This is a genomic window from Bacillus sp. MYb78 (assembly GCF_002975115.1).
Lineage (GTDB): Bacteria > Bacillota > Bacilli > Bacillales > Bacillaceae_G > Bacillus_A > Bacillus_A cereus.
Map to the genome: position 1 here is coordinate 228505 of NZ_PCOB01000002.1, position 19513 is coordinate 248017.

Genomic DNA, 19513 nt, shown 5'->3' on the forward strand with positions numbered 1-19513 from the left:
ATGCAAAACAATGATAATATAAAAACGAACACAAGTACGGTTTTATAAATTTAAAAAAGAGGTGTCCGTATGATTTTAGGTATTAATCCGTACTTAGTTTTAGATGGTAGTGGGCAAGAAGCTGTACAGTTTTATAAAGAGGCTTTAGATGCAAAAGTAGAAGTCATGCAAACTTTTGGTGACATGCCTGAAAATCCAGAATACCCGATTCCAGCTGAAGCGAAAGAGCGCGTTTTACACGCTACTTTAAAAGTTGGTAATACGGATCTTATGATTTCTGATACATTCCCAGGTCAAGGGCATGCAATCGGATCTCAAGTAACAATCGCAATTCAAATTAGTAATGCAGAAAAAGCAAAAGAAGTATTCGATAAGTTACAAGAAGGTGGAGAAGTTATCATGCCACTTCAAGAAACATTCTGGAGCCCAGCATACGGACAAGTAAAAGATAAATTTAATATTGAATGGCAAGTTACAACGTCTACTACTGAACAAAAGTAATTTTTAGAAAAGCACCATGTTTTGAAATGGTGCTTTTTTTTATACAATAAAAAATAAAGGAGATGGGATATATGGGAGAAATTTGGTATGGCGGTACCATTTACACAATGAGAGAAGAAAATGAAAAAGTGGACGCTGTTTACGTTGAAAACGGTACGATCGTTGATTTTGGAAGTAAAGAAGAGTTAGAAAACCAATATGCCGCGGTTACATTGCACGATTTAAAAGGCAAAACAATGATCCCAGGCCTCGTTGATAGCCATATGCATCTTATTGGGCATGGAGAGAGATTACTCCGTCTAGATTTATCAAATTGTACATCTTATGGTGAAGTGCTTACTCTTGTTCAGAAGCGAGTGAAAGAAGCTCCAAAGGGCTCTTGGATTATTGGAGAAGGATGGAATGAAAATAACTTTACAGATACGAAAGATGTTCACGCGCGTGATTTAGATGAAATTTCGAAAGAACACCCCATTTTATTAAAGCGAGTTTGTCGTCACGTTACATGGGTGAATTCATACATATTGCAAGAAGCGAACATAACAGAAGCGACGCAAAATCCAAAAGGCGGGAAAATCGGTAGGGATTCATCAAATAAGTTAACAGGACTTTTATATGAACAAGGACAAGAATTAATTAAACATGTTCAGCCTGAAATTGATGAAGCGTATTTACAAAGAGCTTTGCAAACAGCGATTAAAGATTGCTGGAAATATGGACTTGTAGGCGGGCATACGGAAGATTTAAATTACTACGGTGGTTTTAGAAAAACATATAATGCGTTTTCTCACGTTATAAAAGAAATGCCATTTAAAGCACATTTGCTCGTTCACCATGAAGTAGCACATGAACGAAAAGAATATGAAAATGAACATTATATTGAATTTGGAGCAATGAAAATTTTTTCTGACGGTTCTTTTGGAGGAAGAACAGCATTATTAAGTAAACCGTATGAAGATGCAAAGGAAACGAATGGGGTTGCAATTTTCACGCGTGAAGAACTTGCAGAATTAGTGAAGAAAGCACGAGACTTACATATGCCAGTTGCGATTCATACTATCGGTGACTTGTCGCTTGAATATGTTATTGATGCACTCGAATTATATCCACCAGCAGAAGGGTTACGTGACCGTATTATTCATTGTCAGCTTGCTCGTGAAGAGTTGATTGAAAGAATGAAAAACTTGTCGGCTATTATCGATATACAGCCAGTCTTTCTTTCATCAGATTTTCCGTCAGTCATTGAAAAACTGGGAGAACACCGTCTTCGTTATGCGTATGCTTGGAAGACATTACTGGAAGCAGGACTACATTGTAATGGTGGTTCAGATGCTCCTATTGAACAAGTAAATCCGTTTCTAGGCATATATAGCGCTGTTACACGTAGAAGTTTTATTGACGGTGTATGCTATATGCCTGAGGAAAGATTAACGGTATATGAGGCTGTTTCTTTATTTACAACAGGAAGTGCCTATGCAATCGGAAAAGAAGCGAAACGAGGGCAAATTACAAAAGGATATGAAGCAGACTTTACAATATTAGACCACAATATTTTTGAAATTGAGGCAGAAGAAATAAAAGAAGTACAAGCAGAAATGACTGTAATAGATGGCCGAGTTGTCTATAGAAAAGATGTGTAAAAATATATCAGCGATTTTCGGAATATATCGACCGTAACTCGAAATATATCAGCGATTATTAAAATATATCGAATTACCGACAAAAACTGACAAGAATAACGGCCGGATAGTAAGAGATTATTGTTCGCGTCAATCGGGGTAAATAAATAACCGCAGAATTATGGAATTCCATAATTCTGCGGTTATTTTAATCCTATAAAAACGTTCTCTGTACTTTTTCCCAGAACGAATTATTTTTTAATTTAACTGTTTTAATTTGTTTATCGCTTAAGCGTACAACAGCTTTTTCCACTTGTTTAATGCTAAGCGCTTCGTTATCCATGCCGATAACAGGATAATCGTTACCGTCTGGTCTTAGTTTTAAAGTTAATGTACGTTCGTGATTTAAAATGAACGGTGAACCGAGCGTACGGTAAGTGTTGTTGTTTAAAGATGCTAGTTCGCTTACTTGGAAACATGGAATAAGTGGGTCAACAACTGCACCATGCAATGATTTATTGTAAGCAGTACTTCCTGTTGGGGTAGAAACTACTAAACCGTCTCCTCTAAATGTTTCGAAATATAAATCATCAACGTGAACATCTACAACGAATGTTTTAATAATGCTAGAACGTAATGAGAACTCATTTAAACAATGGAAAGATGTACTGTGATCTACATCTACCTGAATTGTTGGATATTTTCGCACTTCAATTTCATTTTTTGTAATTTCTTGAAGGGCTGTATCAACGTGATCAATGTGGAAATCGCAGTAGAACGAAGTTTCATCTTTCGTAGAAATCCCTGCGTATAAGCAATCTTCCCTAAAACCAGTTTTACGAACGGCTTGTAAGAAGGTTGCATCATCTCCAACACTGACGATAGCGTTTGCATTTTTTGGATGATCTAATATGGTAAATCCATTCTCTTCTAAAATACGATAGATTGGTTTCATTTTTTCAACGAGCGTTGCTTTGTCATCACCATAAAAGAAAAATAAATTGCGACGATCTGCCATTATGTATCCCTCCACTGCAGTTAAATTTTCTGTTTTTCGTGCTACATATCATTAGAGTCCGTTCCCTGATGATATGTTCAAATAATATATTTCGATACAAATTGTCAAAATACCTTTTTATTTTTAGAAAAATTTTTATATTCAATCTTATAGAACTCTGTTTAATGATGAATAAAGTTGTCGATAATGGGTACGGAGTGAAAGGATGATACGTATGAAGTGGCTCGTAATTGGAATAATAATTCTTCTCCTTTTTATTTTGCTTATACTATTGTCGAAAATATCGCTTAAGGTGACATTTTTATATTCAGAAATGGAAAAGCAATGTTTATTTCAAGTGAAAATATGGATGATTCGATATACATTTGATGTATTGGAAAGAATTGAAAAACAGCAGAAAAAAACAGGACAGAAAATCGAAAAAGCTGAAGAGGACGGCGGACTAGATAATAAAATTATGGCGCAACTTGACAGTATTGGAGAACTGATAAAAAGGCTTCAAAAAGTTCATACTATCGTTAAAGATTTTCTCAAACGAGTGAAAATCAATGGTTGGAAATGGCATACGCAAATTGGAGCAGGCGACGCAGCTAGTACTGGAATTGTCACTGGATATGCATGGGGGACAAAAGGAATGGCTGCTGGAGTTGTCGGACAATATATGCATATTGTCGATGTACCAGAATTTGAAATTACTCCTGTTTTTCAAGGGAAAGGATTTGCATCGAGATGCGAGTTAACAGCATCTTTTCGTATATTTCGTACTATAAAAACAGCGGTGAAATTGCTCATATTTATGAGGCAGCAAAAATCTGGTATGACAGAAAAATCTGTTCAAGCATAGGGGGGATATAGAATGGACCATCCAATTCAAGGTTTAATGACAACCGCAATGCAGCATTTAAAACAAATGACTGATGTAAATACAATTGTTGGTGACCCAATTAAAGCGGCAGATGGAAGTGTAATTCTTACTGTTTCGAAAGTAAGTTTCGGATTTGCTGCTGGTGGAAGTGAATTTGGTAGGGTAGAACATTCAGGCCGTCATCCATTTGGCGGAGGAAGTGGAGGAGGAGTTTCTATTAATCCTGTTGCCTTTCTTGTTATAAATGGAGATGGTGTGAAAGTATTACATTTAGATAAGCAAACGCATGTCATCGATAAAATAATTGAATTAGCGCCACAAGCTGTTGATAAAGTGAAAGAAATGATGGATAAACGAAAAGAAGATGATCCTGAATTTCAAATTTAACGAATAAAGAAGCTAATCAATAGGTTAGCTTCTTTTATTTTTTTGTAAATAAAGCGATTTTATTTGCATTATCGATAGGGACAAACTATCATTTACATTGTACATATTTTGTTTAAATAAGGGAGGATTTTCAAGTGGCAAACGTAACTTTTAAAGGTAATCCAATGACTTTAGTTGGAACAGAAGTTAAAGTTGGCGATCAAGCGCCAAACTTCCAAGTATTAGCAAACGACTTATCTCCAGTAAGTTTAGAAACATACAAAGGCGAAGTAAAATTAATTAGTGTTGTACCTTCAATCGACACAGGTGTGTGTGATGCACAAACACGTCGTTTTAACCAAGATGCAGCAGGTATTGAAAACGCAAAAGTATTAACAATTAGCGCTGATTTACCATTCGCTCAAAAACGCTGGTGTGCAGCAAACGGTTTAGAAAATGTTGTAACACTTTCTGACCACCGTGACCTTTCATTCGGTGAAGCTTACGGCTTAGTAATGAAAGAACTTCGTTTACTTGCTCGTGCAGTATTCGTAGTAGATAGCAACGACAAAGTAGTTTACGTAGAATACGTAGGCGAAGGTACAAGCCATCCAAACTATGAAGCAGCATTAGAAGCAGCTAAATCTGCAAAGTAATGTGAAGGAAATGACCTCTTATAAAGAGGTCGTTTTTTCTCATATATCGCTGCGTAACGGTGCCGATATATGAGAAAAAACGTTATATCATATATAACTTGAGAGGGAGCTCTTTACAGGAGGTCGCTTTTTCTTTTTGGAAAAAATCACTTTGTGGTATGATATAAGTTATGTGTAAAAGAGAGAAGGAGGAATGTACGTGAGTCAGACAGTGGAAACATTATTTTCTATTTTTGATTCTTCTGCGGTAGTTTTACGTAAAGAATTAGATGTGACATATTTAGAGGCGCTTGTAGAAACAGGTGATAACTTGTTTGAGGGAGCGATTTTACAAGAGGAATTATCCGAATCAGCAATTGAAAGGCTGAATCGTGAATATAGTACGTTTAATGAAGAAACATATAAAGGTGAAGAAATTCGTAAAGCATTTCAGTTAGCCATCTTAAAAGGAATGAAAGAAGGCGTACAAGCGAATCATGAAATGACGCCTGATGCAGTTGGGATGTTCATGAGTTACTTATTCCATAAATTTATGCAAGGTCAAAACGAAATTACAGTTTTAGATCCTGCAATTGGAACAGGAAATTTAATGACTACAGTGTTTAATAGCGCCAAAGAAGGACTAACAATGAGTGGATTTGGTGTAGAAGTGGATGAAGTGCTAATTAAACTTGCTTTAGTAAATGCAAATTTACAAAAGCATGCAATCGAATTCTTCCATCAAGATGGACTAGCACCACTTTATATCGATCCAGTTGATGCAGTCGTTTCAGACTTACCGATTGGTTACTATCCAAACGAAATCGGTGCCAGTGAATATAAATTAAAAGCAGATGAAGGAATGTCGTATGCTCATCACTTATTTATTGAACAAAGTGTGAAACATACGAAAGAGGGCGGGTACTTATTCTTCTTAGTACCAAACTTCATTTTTGAAAGTGACCAGGCACCAAAATTACATGCATTTATTAAAGAAACATGCTTTATTCAAGGGTTATTACAGCTTCCTGTTTCCATGTTTAAAAACGAGAAAAATGCAAAAAGTATATTTGTTCTCCAAAAGAAAGGCGCTAATGTAACAATGCCAAAACAGGCGTTATTAGTGGAGTTGCCTAAATTCTCTAACATGAAGGCGATGGAGAACATTATGGATCAATTAAATACTTGGTTTGCAACACACAAATAAAGCTGGGTGTATGTAACAGCATTAGTGATTCATGTAGTACAGTTTTATATAATATGTCATATTTTTAAATATATACTAGATTTAACTGAATTTTTTTGAAATCTGTAATATATATTTTTTCTTGGTGTTACAATTTTTTCACTTGAAATATATGTCGGACGATGTTTAAATTAAAATCGTGAGTATAAAATTTGCTAATGATGAAACGTTTTCATATTTGGTGAATTTGATCAGATAAAATCGAGCGGTTTGTGGAAACATCCACACAACTACCAAGAGAAAAAGGGGCGAAAGACTAGATGTCAAAAATCATCGCGATTAACGCAGGAAGCTCTTCCTTAAAATTCCAATTATTTGAAATGCCAAGTGAAACAGTATTAACAAAAGGTTTAGTAGAACGTATCGGTTTAGAAGATAGTATCTTCACTATTACTGTAGATGGCGAAAAACAAAAAGAAATTACAAACATTCCAGATCACGCAGTAGCAGTTAATATGCTTCTTAAAAAGTTAACTGAAAACGGAATCGTTAAATCTCTAGATGAGATTGGCGGTATCGGTCACCGTGTCGTTCACGGCGGCGAAAAATTTGCTGACTCTGTTTTAATTACTGATGAAGTATTAGCTGATATCGAAGAATTAAGCGATTTGGCACCACTTCATAACCCAGCAAACGTTGTTGGTATTAAAGCATTCCAAGAAGTATTACCAAACGTACCAGCAGTAGCAGTATTCGATACAGCATTCCACCAAACAATGCCGGAATCTGCATTCCTATACAGCTTACCATATGAGTACTATGAAAAATTCGGCATCCGTAAATACGGTTTCCACGGAACTTCTCATAAATATGTAACTGAGCGTGCGGCTGAATTATTAGGTCGTCCAATTGAAAGCTTAAGCTTACTTTCTTGTCACTTAGGTAACGGTGCAAGTATCGCAGCAGTAGAAGGCGGTAAATCTATCGATACTTCTATGGGCTTCACTCCACTTGCTGGTGTAACAATGGGTACACGTTCTGGTAACCTTGACCCTGCGTTAATTCCATACATCATGGAAAAAACAGGCCAAACAGTAGAAGAAGTAGTTAACGTATTAAACAAGAAGAGTGGTATGTTAGGTCTTACTGGTTACTCTAGTGACCTACGTGACATTATTGCGAAAGAAGAAGAAGGCGACCACCGTGCGAAAGTAGCACTTGATGTATTCGTAAGCCGTATCCACAAATACATCGGTTCTTACACTGCTCGTATGAAAGGTGTAGACGCAATCATCTTCACAGCTGGTGTAGGTGAAAACAGTGCGATTATTCGTGAGCGCGTATTAGAAGGCCTTGAGTACATGGGCGTATACTTCGATGCAAAACGTAATAACGTATTCGGTGAAGAAGCATTCATCAGCTTCCCACACTCTCCAGTAAAAATTATCGTAATTCCAACTGACGAAGAAGTTATGATTGCTCGTGACGTACTACGTCTTGGAGATATTGGTTAATATATGAAAAGAAAGACGAGATCCTATAGGATTTCGTCTTTTTTCTTTTGGATGTATTTTAAAACTCCATCTGGATATAATATTTTTTCTTTCTGAATGAATGCCGTAATAGGAATCCATTTCGCATACGCTACTGTTTCCTCATCTTGTATATTTAATATTTTCATTTCATATAGTGACGTGTCTAATAAACGCAAAGAATATAGTTGAATGATTTCATGACCAATGTCTCCATCGAGATGAAAGACATTTTCTAAACAACCTAAATAATTGATGATTTCTATCTCCGTATGAAGCTCTTCTGTAAACTCCCGAATAACAGTATGTGCTGATTTTTCACCAAGTTCAATGGAACCGCCAAGAGGACGATAATATGTTTCGCCTTCTGTATGATATTCTTGTACGAGAAGGCGATCTTGATGTACAGCAAGACCGAAAGCTTTTGCACGTGGATACATATAGAATCACTCCTTATTTGTTTTGTATAAAGACGATTATAATGTATGGTGTGATAAAAGTATCGTGTATTTAAGTGTGTGGTCTAACTGTAATTCCATCAAATAAGTCTTTCCAAAATGCTTCATTGTATTGGTATACATCCATAATAGGACATTTCATAACGCAAGTACGTTGTAATCCCCAATCTTCTTGGGTGATAGTTGGTATATCGGCAGGAATTAGTAATAGGACAGAGAATGTATGTGTAACGATTTGAGATAAAATTTGTTCTAGGGAACATGCTTCTTCATATGTTCCTCCAGTTCGAATAAACAATATGGATTCTGCCGTTTCAATTGTAGTTAGAAAACGATTAATTCGATGTTCATAGTTTAACTTAATTTCTGTATAAGAAGGCCAATAAGTTGGTGTGTTTACATCTGTTTTAAAGTCATGACAGGAGTCAATTTGATAAAGGTTGTCCCTTAATCTTAATTTGGCATCATCATCCCAAAATGAGATGAAGGATAGATTTTCGAAATTTAAAAAACGGTCAAATCGATTTTGTAATAATAAATTTACTTTCGTTAATGAAGGACTTAGCATAAAATCAATAACGCCAAAAAATGGTGATAATTCTAATTGATATAATGCCCAAGCAGGCCAACAGTTTTGTCCTAAGCTGAATACTGCGTTATAGTTTTGTTTTAGATTGGATAGATTCATGTGAAGTATCTCATCCTTTTTGCTATTATTTTATGTCACTCATAAAGGGTATGTGAAAAGAGATATACAAGCATATTTGTAAAGAATAAGCAGAAATATGTTACAATAGAAAAAAATCGAACGAGGTGGTTGTTACGATGCGATCGAAGCGAGAACAAGCCATTTTAGACAATATAAAAGAATGGGAAGCGCAATTAGTTGAGCAAGAAGCGACCGATTTTCAGAAAGTGTTTGATAAATGGTTACATACTACAGTTGCGAAATTACCTGAGAAAAAGCGAAAAGAATTCTTCACGAAAGCAGATGGATGGCTCTTTCATTTGCATGCATTTATTCAAAGTTCACAAGCACAGTTAGACGCACGTAATCGGATTTTAGGAACATCGAGATTATTTGATGAATCGATTGAACAGCTTGAAGATTTGAAAGCATTATCTATTGATCAGTTAACATACATAGCAGAGCAGCAAACAGCACGTCATCGTCTATATTCATTTGTGCAAGGCGGGGCGACAGGTGCTGGAGGTTTATTATTATTAACGGCGGATTTTCCGGTTATGATCGCGTTAAATGTGAAGGCGGTCCAACTTATTGCAACATCATTTGGACATGATGTGAACAAGCCATATGAAATGATGCTTGCGTTAAAGGTGTTTCACGCGTCATTACTACCAGGAAGACTTCAGCAATACGCATGGTACAATTTATTGCAAGAGCTGGAACAAGAAGATTCGTTCTTTTATGAAGGAGACGAAGCAGTGTTACAAACAGCTTCTACTGAAGTTGTGTTAAAACAAATTTTGAAGACATTTTCGATTTATGCTCTTCGTCGTAAATTATTCCAAGGTATTCCGGTAATTGGAATGGCAATTGGATCTACAGTGAATTATCGTTTAACAAGAAACGTTACTGAATTTGCAAATAGATTTTATCAAGTGCGCCATATAGTCGAGAAAGAAAAAAGAGCATAAAAAAAAGCGAGAGGCCGAAGCCTTTCGCTTTTTTAATTTGTTGCATGTTTTTTGGACATTGGAACAGATACTGGCTGCTTTTCTGCTGTTTTTTCTGTTTTTGGATAATAAATTAAATCCAATGTTTTTGCCTGTACGGCAATCGAAAGAATAGTAAAAGCAATTTCTGTCCAATTTAAATAATATAATGAAAGCGCAAGAACAATCGCGTCAAAGACGAAGAAAATTTGCCCAATTGTAAAACGAGTTCGTTTACTTAATACAATTGTTAAAATATCGTCTCCACCGGTTGCACCGCCAAATCGCAATATAAAACCGAGTCCAATACCAGCTAACGCACCGCCAACTACTGCAGCTATAAATAAGTTATTTGATAAATCTACCGTAAATGGAGAATAATTTTCCATAAAGGAATAAAATACTCCGAATGAAATTGAACCTAAGAATGAGTAGCCAACCATTTTTCTACCTAAAAATGAAGCACACAGTAAAATAATTGGGATATCCATTAATACAGTTGAAATAGATGGTGAAATATCATAAAAGTTTTGAATGAATAGTGCAATTCCTACAAAGCCACCTTCTGTTAAGTGGTTTTGGAAGTGAATGTGATATAGCGCTGCTGCTAAAATAAATGAACCGATTAAAACCATAAAAATTTCTTTAATAATTTGCCGACTTTGGATGTTCCTCATCGTTATTCCTTCTTTCCGTAGTTAGTAGTCCTTTTTGTGTTGTAAACTAACTACGAGCTCACATGTAGCTTTCAGTTAGTTTACGAAAAAACTAACTACGCTATATGTCGCTGAAGAAATAACGAATAATCCTCTCGTCCATCAATTCTCCCTACCTTCGTTTTAGTTTAAGTCTTAAAACGACTAAACAAAACGTGGAGTAGGATTCGTCATTTAGCAATCCTGCTCTTCTTTGTTTTGTTTAGTTAGTAACAATTAAGTCCTAAACAAAACGCTATGTGTAAGAAGAGTCTTTTTTTTGCCAAATTATCCTTCGGGCAATCATAATTTCCCCACTCTCGTATTTTTTTCGCTAGACTAAAGTATCTGAGCTAAAAAATACGCTACGTGTATGATTCGTCAATACGATGCCACATGCTCCTTCGAGCGATCATGATATCAAAATCCCTTCCTTCAAGATTTATACTATTATATCATACTTTTAAAAAATGTATGCGGATGGAAACCGACAATAAACGGAGGGAATCTACAAAAAATGTTATGTTTAAATATTTTTGTAGAAAAGCCTAAGTTATTTCGGAGGATTGGACAGTTTATAACGGTTTGTCCAATAAGTAAGAAAAAAAGGTTTTATTCCGTTGTGTTCTTTTCATCATTTTTATCTTTAAAAAACGCATCCCAACTAATCACACTTAAAAAAGTTAAAGCAATAATAACGAAAGCACGCATAAGCTTTAGACCTCCTTTTGTACATAGTATATGAATCATTCGATTTGGAATGTGTCATTTTTTACAAATATTAACTATTATGAGAGTATATTAATATAGATAGATGAAGGGGAGAGTGAAGGTATGCTAAAAGACATGTTCAAAAGAAAAGAGTTAATATGCATTTCATGTCAGAAAAAAATTCAATATGAAGAAGAGCTTGTTGCTTTTGTAAAGTTGCCGAAAGAAAGAAGTATATTAGTTGGTCCATTCGATGTATGTTTGGCGAAAACAGCACAAGAAATATATTGTAAATCATGTTACGACAAAAAAGCATGACCCAAAGTAATTGAGGGGCATGCTTTTTTCATTGGTGTGCTTTCCCCTCAGATACATTTTGAGTGAGTCGATACCAAAGCCAAAGGTCATTAATGATGGAAGCAAGATCGGCAATTTCTGAATTTAGTTTACAAGAAACTTCGAAGTCTTCTTCGTTATTTAAATAATGTTGTTTTGTATTAATATAGTGCTCAAGTTCTTTTATACGATCAGGAATTTTCCCGCGAACTTGTTCCCATCTTAGTAAAATAGCATGTTGCATTTTTTCGGGGATTTCTTCCCAGTCTTCTTGTAAATGCGGAATTTCAATTCCTAGATGTTCATCGTATAAGAAATACTTTTCCATAAGTTCACCCCCGTTTTCCTGCTTATATTGTACAGAAAAACAGAAAGAAGTTCGACGAAATTGTTTGAAAAAATTTGAAAATGACTCTTGATACATTTTGTGAAAGGTGGTAAAGTGTGAATTATTATAAAAGAAAATGAATATTTATTCTTTAGGGGGATGCAAAATGGAGAAGAAAAAAGTTGTATTAGCATATTCCGGAGGTCTTGATACTTCCGTTGCAATTAAATGGTTACAAGAGAAGAATTATGATATTATCGCGCTTTGTTTAGACTTAGGGGAAGGGAAAGACTTAGGGTTTGTGAAAGAAAAGGCGCTTTCAGTTGGTGCAATTAAATCATATATGGTGGATGTCCAAGAAGAATTTGCGAATGAATATGCATTGATGGCGATGCAAGCACACACATTATACGAAGGGAAATACCCTCTTGTCTCTGCATTATCTCGTCCGCTTATTGCGAAGAAATTAGTGGAAATCGCAGAACAAGAAGGCGCAACTGCAGTTGCACACGGATGTACAGGGAAAGGAAATGACCAAGTTCGTTTTGAAGTTTCTATCCAAGCATTAAATCCTTACTTAGAAGTGATTGCGCCTGTACGTGAATGGAAATGGTCACGTGAAGAAGAAATTGCATATGCAAAAGAAAACGATGTACCAATTCCGATTAATTTAGATAGCCCGTTTTCAATCGATCAAAACTTATGGGGACGCAGCAACGAATGTGGAATTTTAGAAGATCCATGGGCAGCGCCGCCAGAAGATGCATATGAGATGACATTGGCATTAGAAGATACACCGAATAAACCAGAGTTTGTAGAAATCGGATTTGAAGCAGGCGTACCGACTACTTTAAATGGTACTGCATATTCACTTTCAGAATTAATTAAAACGTTAAATGCGCTTGCTGGAAAACACGGCGTTGGACGTATTGATCACGTAGAAAATCGTCTTGTCGGTATTAAATCTCGTGAAGTATACGAATGCCCAGCAGCAATGACGTTAATCACCGCGCATAAAGAGTTGGAAGATTTAACACACGTAAAAGAAGTAGCGCATTTTAAACCAGTGATTGAACAGAAAATAACAGAACTTATTTATAACGGTTTATGGTTCTCACCTTTAAAACAAGCGCTTCATGCATTTTTACAAGAAACGCAAAAGAATGTAACAGGTACAGTGCGTGTGAAATTATTTAAAGGTCATGCGATTGTAGAAGGACGTAAATCTGAATACTCTTTATACGATGAAAAATTAGCAACATATACTGCTCAAGATGAATTTAATCATGATGCAGCAGTTGGATTCATTTCATTATTCGGTTTACCGACGAAAGTATACAGCCAAGTGAATCAAAAGAAGGTGGAAGCGTGAGCAAACTTTGGGGCGGACGATTTACGGAAGAAGCGGAAGCGTGGGTTGAAGAGTTTGGAGCATCCATCTCCTTCGATCAACAATTAGTAAATCAAGATATAAACGGAAGTATTGCACACGTAACGATGCTAGCAAAGCAAGGCATCGTTACGAAAGAAGAGGCAGAGAAAATAAAGATAGGTCTTCAATATTTATTAGAAGAAGCGAAACAAAATAAATTACATTTTTCGGTTGAAGCTGAAGATATTCATTTAAATATTGAAAAGATGTTAATTGAAAAAATCGGTGAAGTAGGAGGGAAACTTCATACAGGCCGAAGTCGTAACGATCAAGTGGCGACAGATATGCATTTGTATTTAAAAGAAAAGGTAGAACATATTATAAAAGCTACAAAACAATTGCAAACTGTTCTTGTTCATCAAGCAGAAAATAACATTGAGACAATTATGCCTGGCTATACGCATTTACAGCGTGCCCAGCCGATTTCATTTGCTCATCATATTCTTGCTTACTTTTGGATGTTAGAGCGTGATGTGAATCGTTATGAAGATTCATTAAAGCGTATTAATATCTCCCCATTAGGAGCAGGAGCGCTAGCTGGGACGACATTCCCGATCGACCGAGAATATAGTGCGGAACTTCTTGGGTTTAATGGAATCTATGAAAATAGTTTAGATGCAGTAAGTGATCGTGATTTCATACTGGAGTTTTTAAGTAACTCATCTATGCTTATGATGCACTTATCACGCTTTTGTGAAGAACTTATTTTATGGAGTAGCCAAGAGTTTCAATTTATTGAAATGAGCGATCAATACGCGACAGGAAGCAGCATTATGCCGCAAAAGAAAAATCCGGATATGGCGGAACTAATCCGTGGTAAAACAGGCAGAGTATACGGTAATTTATTCAGTTTACTTACAGTAATGAAAGGATTACCACTCGCTTACAATAAAGACTTACAAGAAGATAAAGAAGGAATGTTTGATACAGTCAAAACAGTAGAAGGATGCCTTCATATTATGGCGGGCATGCTTGAAACGATGACTGTAAACAAAGAAAAAATGGGGCAAGCTGTGACGCAAGATTTCTCCAACGCAACAGAAATTGCCGACTACTTAGCAAACAAAGGACTACCATTCCGTCAAGCTCATGAAATTGTTGGGAAGTTAGTGCTACATTGCACACAAAAAGGAATTTATTTATTAGATGTCCCGCTTGAAACATATCAAGAAATGAGCTCTTTATTTGAAGAAGATTTGTATGAAGTTCTTTCACCATATGCGGCTGTAAAGCGTCGTAATAGTGCTGGTGGAACAGGATTTGAACAAATCAAAAACGCTTTGGAGAAGGCGAAGGGGTTAACGAAAGAATTTATTAAGAATTGAGTTGGGAAGTACGCCAGTCTAGTAAAGTCTGGCGTACTTTGTTTTTTACTAATATTTAAATTACAATATAGTAAAAAATAACGATTTAGGGGAAGTCTATGAAAAAAATAGTGTTTATCATTGTACTGGTAATTAGTTTAATTGCAAATGCTAAAGTGTTTCTTTTGGACAAATATATGTATGTTGGTGAAAAAGAAAAGCGAGAAGAAGCGGTTATCGTAACGATGTGGCATTTGCAAGATAAAGGATATAAAGAAAGTGATATTTTATATATAAAACCGGCCTTTTATAGCAAAATGGATTCGTATGGTATGAATGTGCAGTTTAAAGATGAACCAAATGAATCATATACATATAGAGTTTTAAAAGATGCGAAAACAAATAAACTAACTGTACACCAAGATAGTAATGAGCCAGGTGGTATGGGCGGGAAGCATCAAGAGCTTAAATAAAGAAAGAAAACGACTGATGGCATTCGCCTGCAGTCGTTTTCTTTTAATTATACTTATGTCGATCTTCTGTAATTCGAATATACTCAATATCCATCAAATCACGAAGTAATGCACCATTACTTAGTTCAACGCCATGTTTTTCTTTAAAATGAGTGCGAATTGTATCTAGCATTTCAATTTCTTTTCCGTTTACGTCTAAAATAATGCGTTCAGAATCATCCATATAGCATCCTCCTTTTTTACACATATATATTTTGTCCGTCTATTTCTAAAAAATGTATGTTAACGTAATGTTAGGAAATAAGAAAGGGATGAGAAATGAGACGTATTTATTTTATAGGGCTAATTTTGTACACGCTAATTGTATTGCATGTTGCATTCCCAAACGTATTTTCATTTGGAAATGTAGAAACAGTACATGTTGCGATATTTATCTTTTCTCTATTTGTAGTAGATTGCTTTATTTCTATATGGCTTTCGAAAAGAAAAGATATACAAGGTAAAAAAGAAATGGAACGGAAAAAGAGAAAACGTTCATTTTGGATGATGACGTACTGTTTGTCTTTAGTGCTTACTGCTGCTTTTTTTAGTGAGCATATTCCATTAGAAAGATTAAATATTGGATTTGGAGCGTTCGTATTCGCATACTATTTTTTTATGCACTTTCTTCCTTATATGAAAGAAAAGCGAGGAGAAGAGGAAAATCCGCTTGTAGAAGAAGCGAAAGAACAAGAGCATAAGAGAATAGAAGGGGATATAAAGAAACTTGGAGAACAAAAATGGTATTTAAAATCAAAAATCATATATGTTCTTTGCTTCATTACGCCGCCAATTGGCTATTTGTCCGTCTTCTTACTTCGTAAAAAAATGACAGAAGATACAAAGCAAACGTATTTAACAGTTGCGACAATCATGATGGCATTATGGTCTTTGAAGTTTCTGCCGCCTTATGTATTGGCAATTACCGTTGTTGTCGTAGCATGTTTTGTGTTTATAGTGAAGTTGATAAAATGAAAAACACCAAGCCTATGTGGACTTGGTGTTTTATCTATAAATTAAAGCTCACCTTGCTCCTCATCACCACGAACAACAAGGACATCGCATTTCGCATAGCGAATAATATGTTCAGAGACGCTACCAATTAGGAAACGTTCAACAGCATTTAAACCAGTTGCACCACACATAATTAAATCTACTTTATGGTTTGGAGCGATTTCTTTTGAAATTTTAGATTTAGGATTACCAAATTCTAATACAGTTTCAATTTTTTCAAGACCAGCTTCAAGCGCAGTTTTTTTGTAGTCTTCTAATAAGTCTTCTGCAAATAGATTTGCACGTTCAGCAATTGCACGGCTATAAGCCTCTACTGCTGAGTACGCTTTTACATCAACGATATGAGCGATTGTTAATGTTGCATTGTTGCGCTTTGCGACTTGAATTGCTTTTTTAAAGGCTTTTTCTGCTTCTTTAGAACCATCCACCGCGATTAAAATATTTGTATATGTATTATTCATAGTAAATTCCTCCCAATCTGTTTTATAACTGTTTACAACTTAATTATAAAACAAATTTTGGTAACGTGCTTGCCAGAAACGTTACAGAATTTTGAAAACTCTGTTTCAATTCATTTTAGTTGTAATTGGAGCGAGAACTTGTTACATATGAAGTATAGCAATTTAAAAGGGGGCAGTTTTGTGAGACATGCGCTCATTACAGCCGGTACGAAAGGTTTAGGAAAGCAAGTAACAGAAAAGTTATTGGCTAAAGGCTATTCAGTAACAGTAACGTATCATAGCGATATCACGGCTATGGAAACGATGAAAGAAACATATAAAGATGTGGAAGAGCGTCTACAATTCGTGCAAGCAGATGTCACGAAAAAGGAAGATTTACATAAAATAGTAGAAGAAGCGATGAGCCGTTTTGGCAAAATTGACTTTTTAATTAATAATGCTGGTCCATATGTATTTGAACGAAAAAAGTTAGTTGATTATGAAGAAGATGAATGGAATGAAATGATTCAGGGAAATTTAACAGCGGTATTTCATTTATTAAAACTTGTTGTTCCGGTCATGAGAAAACAGAACTTTGGCCGTATTATTAATTACGGATTTCAAGGGGCGGATAGTGCACCGGGATGGATTTATCGTTCAGCTTTTGCCGCAGCGAAAGTAGGACTTGTTTCATTAACGAAAACAGTTGCTTATGAAGAAGCGGAGTATGGTATTACTGCGAACATGGTATGTCCTGGTGATATTATTGGCGATATGAAAGAGGCAACTATTCAAGAAGCACGTCAGCTGAAAGAGCATAACACACCGATTGGTAGATCTGGAACAGGTGAAGATATTGCAAGAACCATTTCGTTTTTATGTGAGGACGATTCCGATATGATTACCGGTACAATTATTGAAGTGACTGGTGCAGTGGATGTTATTCATAGACATCGATAGAATAAAATAAGATGAAGTTTCGAATAATTGGACAGTTTATCCATTGTGCTGAGAGGTGCGGATAATACTGTCCTTTAATATAAAATTAAATCTATCGGAAAACTTGTATTATTTTTTGTCAAATATTGAGATATTATGTTAAAATATAAGAGCGTAGAAAGCGCTTTAAAAAATGATTCAGGGGTCATTTCATAACTCAAGGGGGAACTAATCATGCGTATCGGTATTCCAACAGAAATTAAGAACAATGAAAACCGTGTGGCAATGACGCCAGCGGGAGCAGTACATTTAGTACAAAATGGTCACGAAGTTTTTGTTCAAAAAGGAGCAGGTTTAGGATCTGGCTTTACAGATGAAGAATACGTACAAGCTGGTGCGAAACTTGTAGAAACTGCTGAAGAAGCATGGAATCAAGATATGGTTATGAAGGTAAAAGAGCCAGTAGCAAGTGAATACGGCTATTTCCGTGAAGGTTTAATTTTATTCACATACTTACACTTAGCTCCAGAACCAGAATTAACGAAAGTATTAATCGATAACAAAGTTGCATCAATCGCATACGAAACAGTACAATTAGACAATCGTTCTTTACCATTACTTGCACCTATGAGTGAAGTAGCTGGTCGTATGTCTGCACAAATCGGTGCACAATTCCTTGAGAAAAACAAAGGCGGTAAAGGTATTTTACTTGCAGGCGTTCCAGGGGTAAAACGCGGCAAAGTAACAATCATCGGCGGTGGTCAAGCTGGTACAAACGCAGCTAAGATTGCAGTAGGTTTAGGTGCAGATGTAACAATCATTGACTTAAGTGCAGAACGTCTTCGTCAATTAGATGATATTTTCGGTAACCAAGTAAAAACATTAATGTCTAATCCATACAACATTGCAGAAGCTGTTAAAGAATCTGACCTTGTTATTGGAGCAGTATTAATTCCGGGTGCAAAAGCGCCAAAACTTGTAACTGAAGAAATGATTCAATCAATGGAACCAGGTTCTGTCGTTGTAGATATTGCGATTGACCAAGGTGGTATTTTCGAAACAACTGATCGTATTACAACTCATGACAACCCAACTTACGAAAAACATGGCGTTGTTCATTATGCAGTTGCTAATATGCCAGGTGCAGTTCCACGTACGTCAACTCTTGCATTAACAAACGTAACAGTACCATATGCAGTACAAATTGCGAACAAAGGCTATAAAGATGCTTGCCTAGGCAACTCTGCATTATTAAAAGGTATTAACACATTAGATGGATATGTAACATTCGAAGCAGTTGCAGAAGCTCACGGCTTACAATACGCTGATGCGAAAGAGCTACTTGAAAAAGCTCCTGCTTTATCATAATAGAAATACATTTGAGACCTTCCTTTTCATAAGGAGGGTCTTTTTTATATGGGGAAATAACATGTGAATAATTGTTATTTATTGGTGTAAATCGATTTTTATTATGATAATTTAGAATTATATAATAAAAGAGGGGATTCAATGGGGAGCAAAAAAAGGAAGCAAAAGCAAGCTAAAAGACAAAAGTACATAAAGAAAAAACAGAAACAGAACATACCTTTTTCACAAAAAGTAGTCATTATGATAGAAAAAACATTCCGGTATATTTGTATGGCTCTGTATGTAATTTTGTGTATGTATTCATTTGGAGTGTTTTACAGTTTTGGGATAACTCCCAATATTATTGAGAGCATTCTAGAATTTATACTTGTTGTAATAGAATTAGCCTTATTCGTTATACTCTTTGCTACAGTATGGCCTAGTCATGAAAGTAAAAAAGATAGAAAAAGAAGCAAAAAATCTTCATACGCTTCAAGCTCATCAAGTGGATTCGGTCACTACAGTAGCAGTGATTGTAGTAGCTCAAGTGATGGTGGAGGAGATTGCGGAGGTGGTGGAGATTAAGTTAATTTTTCAG

23 protein-coding genes are annotated in these 19513 nt (G+C 35.8%); 16 read left to right on the forward strand and 7 right to left on the reverse strand.

The window, feature by feature from the left end; all coding sequences use genetic code 11:
• The first annotated feature begins 69 nt into the window (after positions 1 to 69).
• Positions 70 to 501, forward strand: a complete 432-nt coding sequence (locus CQ064_RS05115; protein ID WP_000600350.1) for a VOC family protein — start codon at positions 70 to 72, stop codon at positions 499 to 501.
• 71 nt (positions 502 to 572) lie between these two features.
• Positions 573 to 2141, forward strand: a complete 1569-nt coding sequence (locus CQ064_RS05120; protein ID WP_000503998.1) for an amidohydrolase — start codon at positions 573 to 575, stop codon at positions 2139 to 2141.
• Positions 2142 to 2334: 193 nt separating this feature from the next.
• Here the strand turns inward: CQ064_RS05120 and CQ064_RS05125 are convergent, their stop codons facing one another.
• Positions 2335 to 3138: an NAD kinase gene (locus tag CQ064_RS05125; protein ID WP_000785186.1), complete on the reverse strand. Its 804-nt coding sequence runs from the start codon at positions 3136 to 3138 to the stop codon at positions 2335 to 2337.
• Between the two features lie 205 nt (positions 3139 to 3343).
• On the opposite strand from CQ064_RS05125, the gene CQ064_RS05130 reads away from it, so the two are divergent.
• The 5 genes from CQ064_RS05130 (at position 3344) to ackA (ending at position 7704) form a co-directional block, all read left to right on the forward strand.
• Positions 3344 to 3982, forward strand: coding sequence for a DUF2953 domain-containing protein (locus CQ064_RS05130; RefSeq protein ID WP_002094156.1), 639 nt, complete (start codon positions 3344 to 3346; stop codon positions 3980 to 3982).
• A 12-nt stretch (positions 3983 to 3994) separates the two neighbouring features.
• On the forward strand, positions 3995 to 4390 hold the full coding sequence (gene ytfJ / locus CQ064_RS05135; RefSeq protein ID WP_000350007.1) for a GerW family sporulation protein: 396 nt from the start codon (positions 3995 to 3997) through the stop codon (positions 4388 to 4390).
• A gap of 134 nt (positions 4391 to 4524) precedes the next feature.
• Positions 4525 to 5025: a thiol peroxidase gene (gene tpx, locus CQ064_RS05140; RefSeq protein WP_000024527.1), complete on the forward strand. Its 501-nt coding sequence runs from the start codon at positions 4525 to 4527 to the stop codon at positions 5023 to 5025.
• A gap of 199 nt (positions 5026 to 5224) precedes the next feature.
• The gene (locus CQ064_RS05145) at positions 5225 to 6211 is read left to right on the forward strand and encodes a class I SAM-dependent methyltransferase (protein ID WP_000084363.1); all 987 of its coding nucleotides are present in this window, start codon (positions 5225 to 5227) and stop codon (positions 6209 to 6211) included.
• Positions 6212 to 6510: 299 nt separating this feature from the next.
• Positions 6511 to 7704, forward strand: coding sequence for an acetate kinase (ackA, locus tag CQ064_RS05150; RefSeq protein WP_000034575.1), 1194 nt, complete (start codon positions 6511 to 6513; stop codon positions 7702 to 7704).
• Positions 7705 to 7727: 23 nt separating this feature from the next.
• Here ackA and CQ064_RS05155 read toward each other — a convergent pair whose 3' ends face one another.
• A complete protein-coding gene (locus CQ064_RS05155) occupies positions 7728 to 8162 on the reverse strand; it encodes an NUDIX hydrolase (protein ID WP_000283497.1) in 435 nt (144 codons plus the stop codon).
• Between the two features lie 70 nt (positions 8163 to 8232).
• Positions 8233 to 8868, reverse strand: a complete 636-nt coding sequence (locus tag CQ064_RS05160; protein WP_001054297.1) for a DUF1796 family putative cysteine peptidase — start codon at positions 8866 to 8868, stop codon at positions 8233 to 8235.
• A 137-nt stretch (positions 8869 to 9005) separates the two neighbouring features.
• Between CQ064_RS05160 and CQ064_RS05165 the strand changes: the two genes are divergently transcribed.
• The gene (locus CQ064_RS05165) at positions 9006 to 9839 is read left to right on the forward strand and encodes an EcsC family protein (protein ID WP_001256853.1); all 834 of its coding nucleotides are present in this window, start codon (positions 9006 to 9008) and stop codon (positions 9837 to 9839) included.
• Between the two features lie 32 nt (positions 9840 to 9871).
• Here the strand turns inward: CQ064_RS05165 and CQ064_RS05170 are convergent, their stop codons facing one another.
• On the reverse strand, positions 9872 to 10534 hold the full coding sequence (locus CQ064_RS05170; RefSeq protein WP_001244515.1) for a YitT family protein: 663 nt from the start codon (positions 10532 to 10534) through the stop codon (positions 9872 to 9874).
• An 852-nt stretch (positions 10535 to 11386) separates the two neighbouring features.
• Here CQ064_RS05170 and CQ064_RS05175 point away from each other — a divergent pair.
• Positions 11387 to 11581 (forward strand): hypothetical protein, encoded by a 195-nt coding sequence (locus CQ064_RS05175; RefSeq protein ID WP_000910273.1) that lies wholly within the window; start codon positions 11387 to 11389, stop codon positions 11579 to 11581.
• Positions 11582 to 11609: 28 nt separating this feature from the next.
• On the opposite strand, the gene CQ064_RS05180 is transcribed toward CQ064_RS05175, so the two are convergent.
• Positions 11610 to 11927, reverse strand: coding sequence for a hypothetical protein (locus CQ064_RS05180; RefSeq protein WP_000417221.1), 318 nt, complete (start codon positions 11925 to 11927; stop codon positions 11610 to 11612).
• Between the two features lie 166 nt (positions 11928 to 12093).
• Here CQ064_RS05180 and CQ064_RS05185 point away from each other — a divergent pair, with 166 nt between their 5' ends.
• The 3 genes from CQ064_RS05185 (at position 12094) to CQ064_RS05195 (ending at position 15136) form a co-directional block, all read left to right on the forward strand.
• Positions 12094 to 13299, forward strand: a complete 1206-nt coding sequence (locus tag CQ064_RS05185) for an argininosuccinate synthase (protein ID WP_000412336.1) — start codon at positions 12094 to 12096, stop codon at positions 13297 to 13299.
• Complete coding sequence (gene argH / locus CQ064_RS05190; protein WP_000041256.1) at positions 13296 to 14684, forward strand: argininosuccinate lyase; 1389 nt, start codon at positions 13296 to 13298, stop codon at positions 14682 to 14684. Before CQ064_RS05185 ends, argH begins: the two co-directional genes overlap by 4 nt.
• Positions 14685 to 14782: 98 nt before the next feature.
• On the forward strand, positions 14783 to 15136 hold the full coding sequence (locus tag CQ064_RS05195) for a DUF3139 domain-containing protein (protein ID WP_000724677.1): 354 nt from the start codon (positions 14783 to 14785) through the stop codon (positions 15134 to 15136).
• 43 nt (positions 15137 to 15179) lie between these two features.
• On the opposite strand, the gene CQ064_RS05200 is transcribed toward CQ064_RS05195, so the two are convergent.
• Positions 15180 to 15359, reverse strand: coding sequence for a hypothetical protein (locus CQ064_RS05200; RefSeq protein WP_000342761.1), 180 nt, complete (start codon positions 15357 to 15359; stop codon positions 15180 to 15182).
• Positions 15360 to 15454: 95 nt separating this feature from the next.
• On the opposite strand from CQ064_RS05200, the gene CQ064_RS05205 reads away from it, so the two are divergent.
• Positions 15455 to 16150 carry a hypothetical protein gene (locus CQ064_RS05205; RefSeq protein WP_001252911.1) on the forward strand — a complete coding sequence of 232 codons (696 nt, stop codon included), beginning with the start codon at positions 15455 to 15457 and terminating at the stop codon, positions 16148 to 16150.
• 41 nt (positions 16151 to 16191) lie between these two features.
• Here CQ064_RS05205 and CQ064_RS05210 read toward each other — a convergent pair whose 3' ends face one another.
• Positions 16192 to 16650, reverse strand: a complete 459-nt coding sequence (locus CQ064_RS05210) for a universal stress protein (protein ID WP_001066673.1) — start codon at positions 16648 to 16650, stop codon at positions 16192 to 16194.
• A gap of 147 nt (positions 16651 to 16797) precedes the next feature.
• Between CQ064_RS05210 and CQ064_RS05215 the strand changes: the two genes are divergently transcribed.
• The 3 genes from CQ064_RS05215 (at position 16798) to CQ064_RS05225 (ending at position 19500) form a co-directional block, all read left to right on the forward strand.
• Positions 16798 to 17589: an SDR family oxidoreductase gene (locus CQ064_RS05215; RefSeq protein ID WP_002024902.1), complete on the forward strand. Its 792-nt coding sequence runs from the start codon at positions 16798 to 16800 to the stop codon at positions 17587 to 17589.
• Between the two features lie 213 nt (positions 17590 to 17802).
• Positions 17803 to 18936 carry an alanine dehydrogenase gene (gene ald / locus CQ064_RS05220; protein WP_001219409.1) on the forward strand — a complete coding sequence of 378 codons (1134 nt, stop codon included), beginning with the start codon at positions 17803 to 17805 and terminating at the stop codon, positions 18934 to 18936.
• Between the two features lie 141 nt (positions 18937 to 19077).
• Positions 19078 to 19500 carry a hypothetical protein gene (locus CQ064_RS05225; protein ID WP_000534958.1) on the forward strand — a complete coding sequence of 141 codons (423 nt, stop codon included), beginning with the start codon at positions 19078 to 19080 and terminating at the stop codon, positions 19498 to 19500.
• Positions 19501 to 19513: the final 13 nt, after the last annotated feature.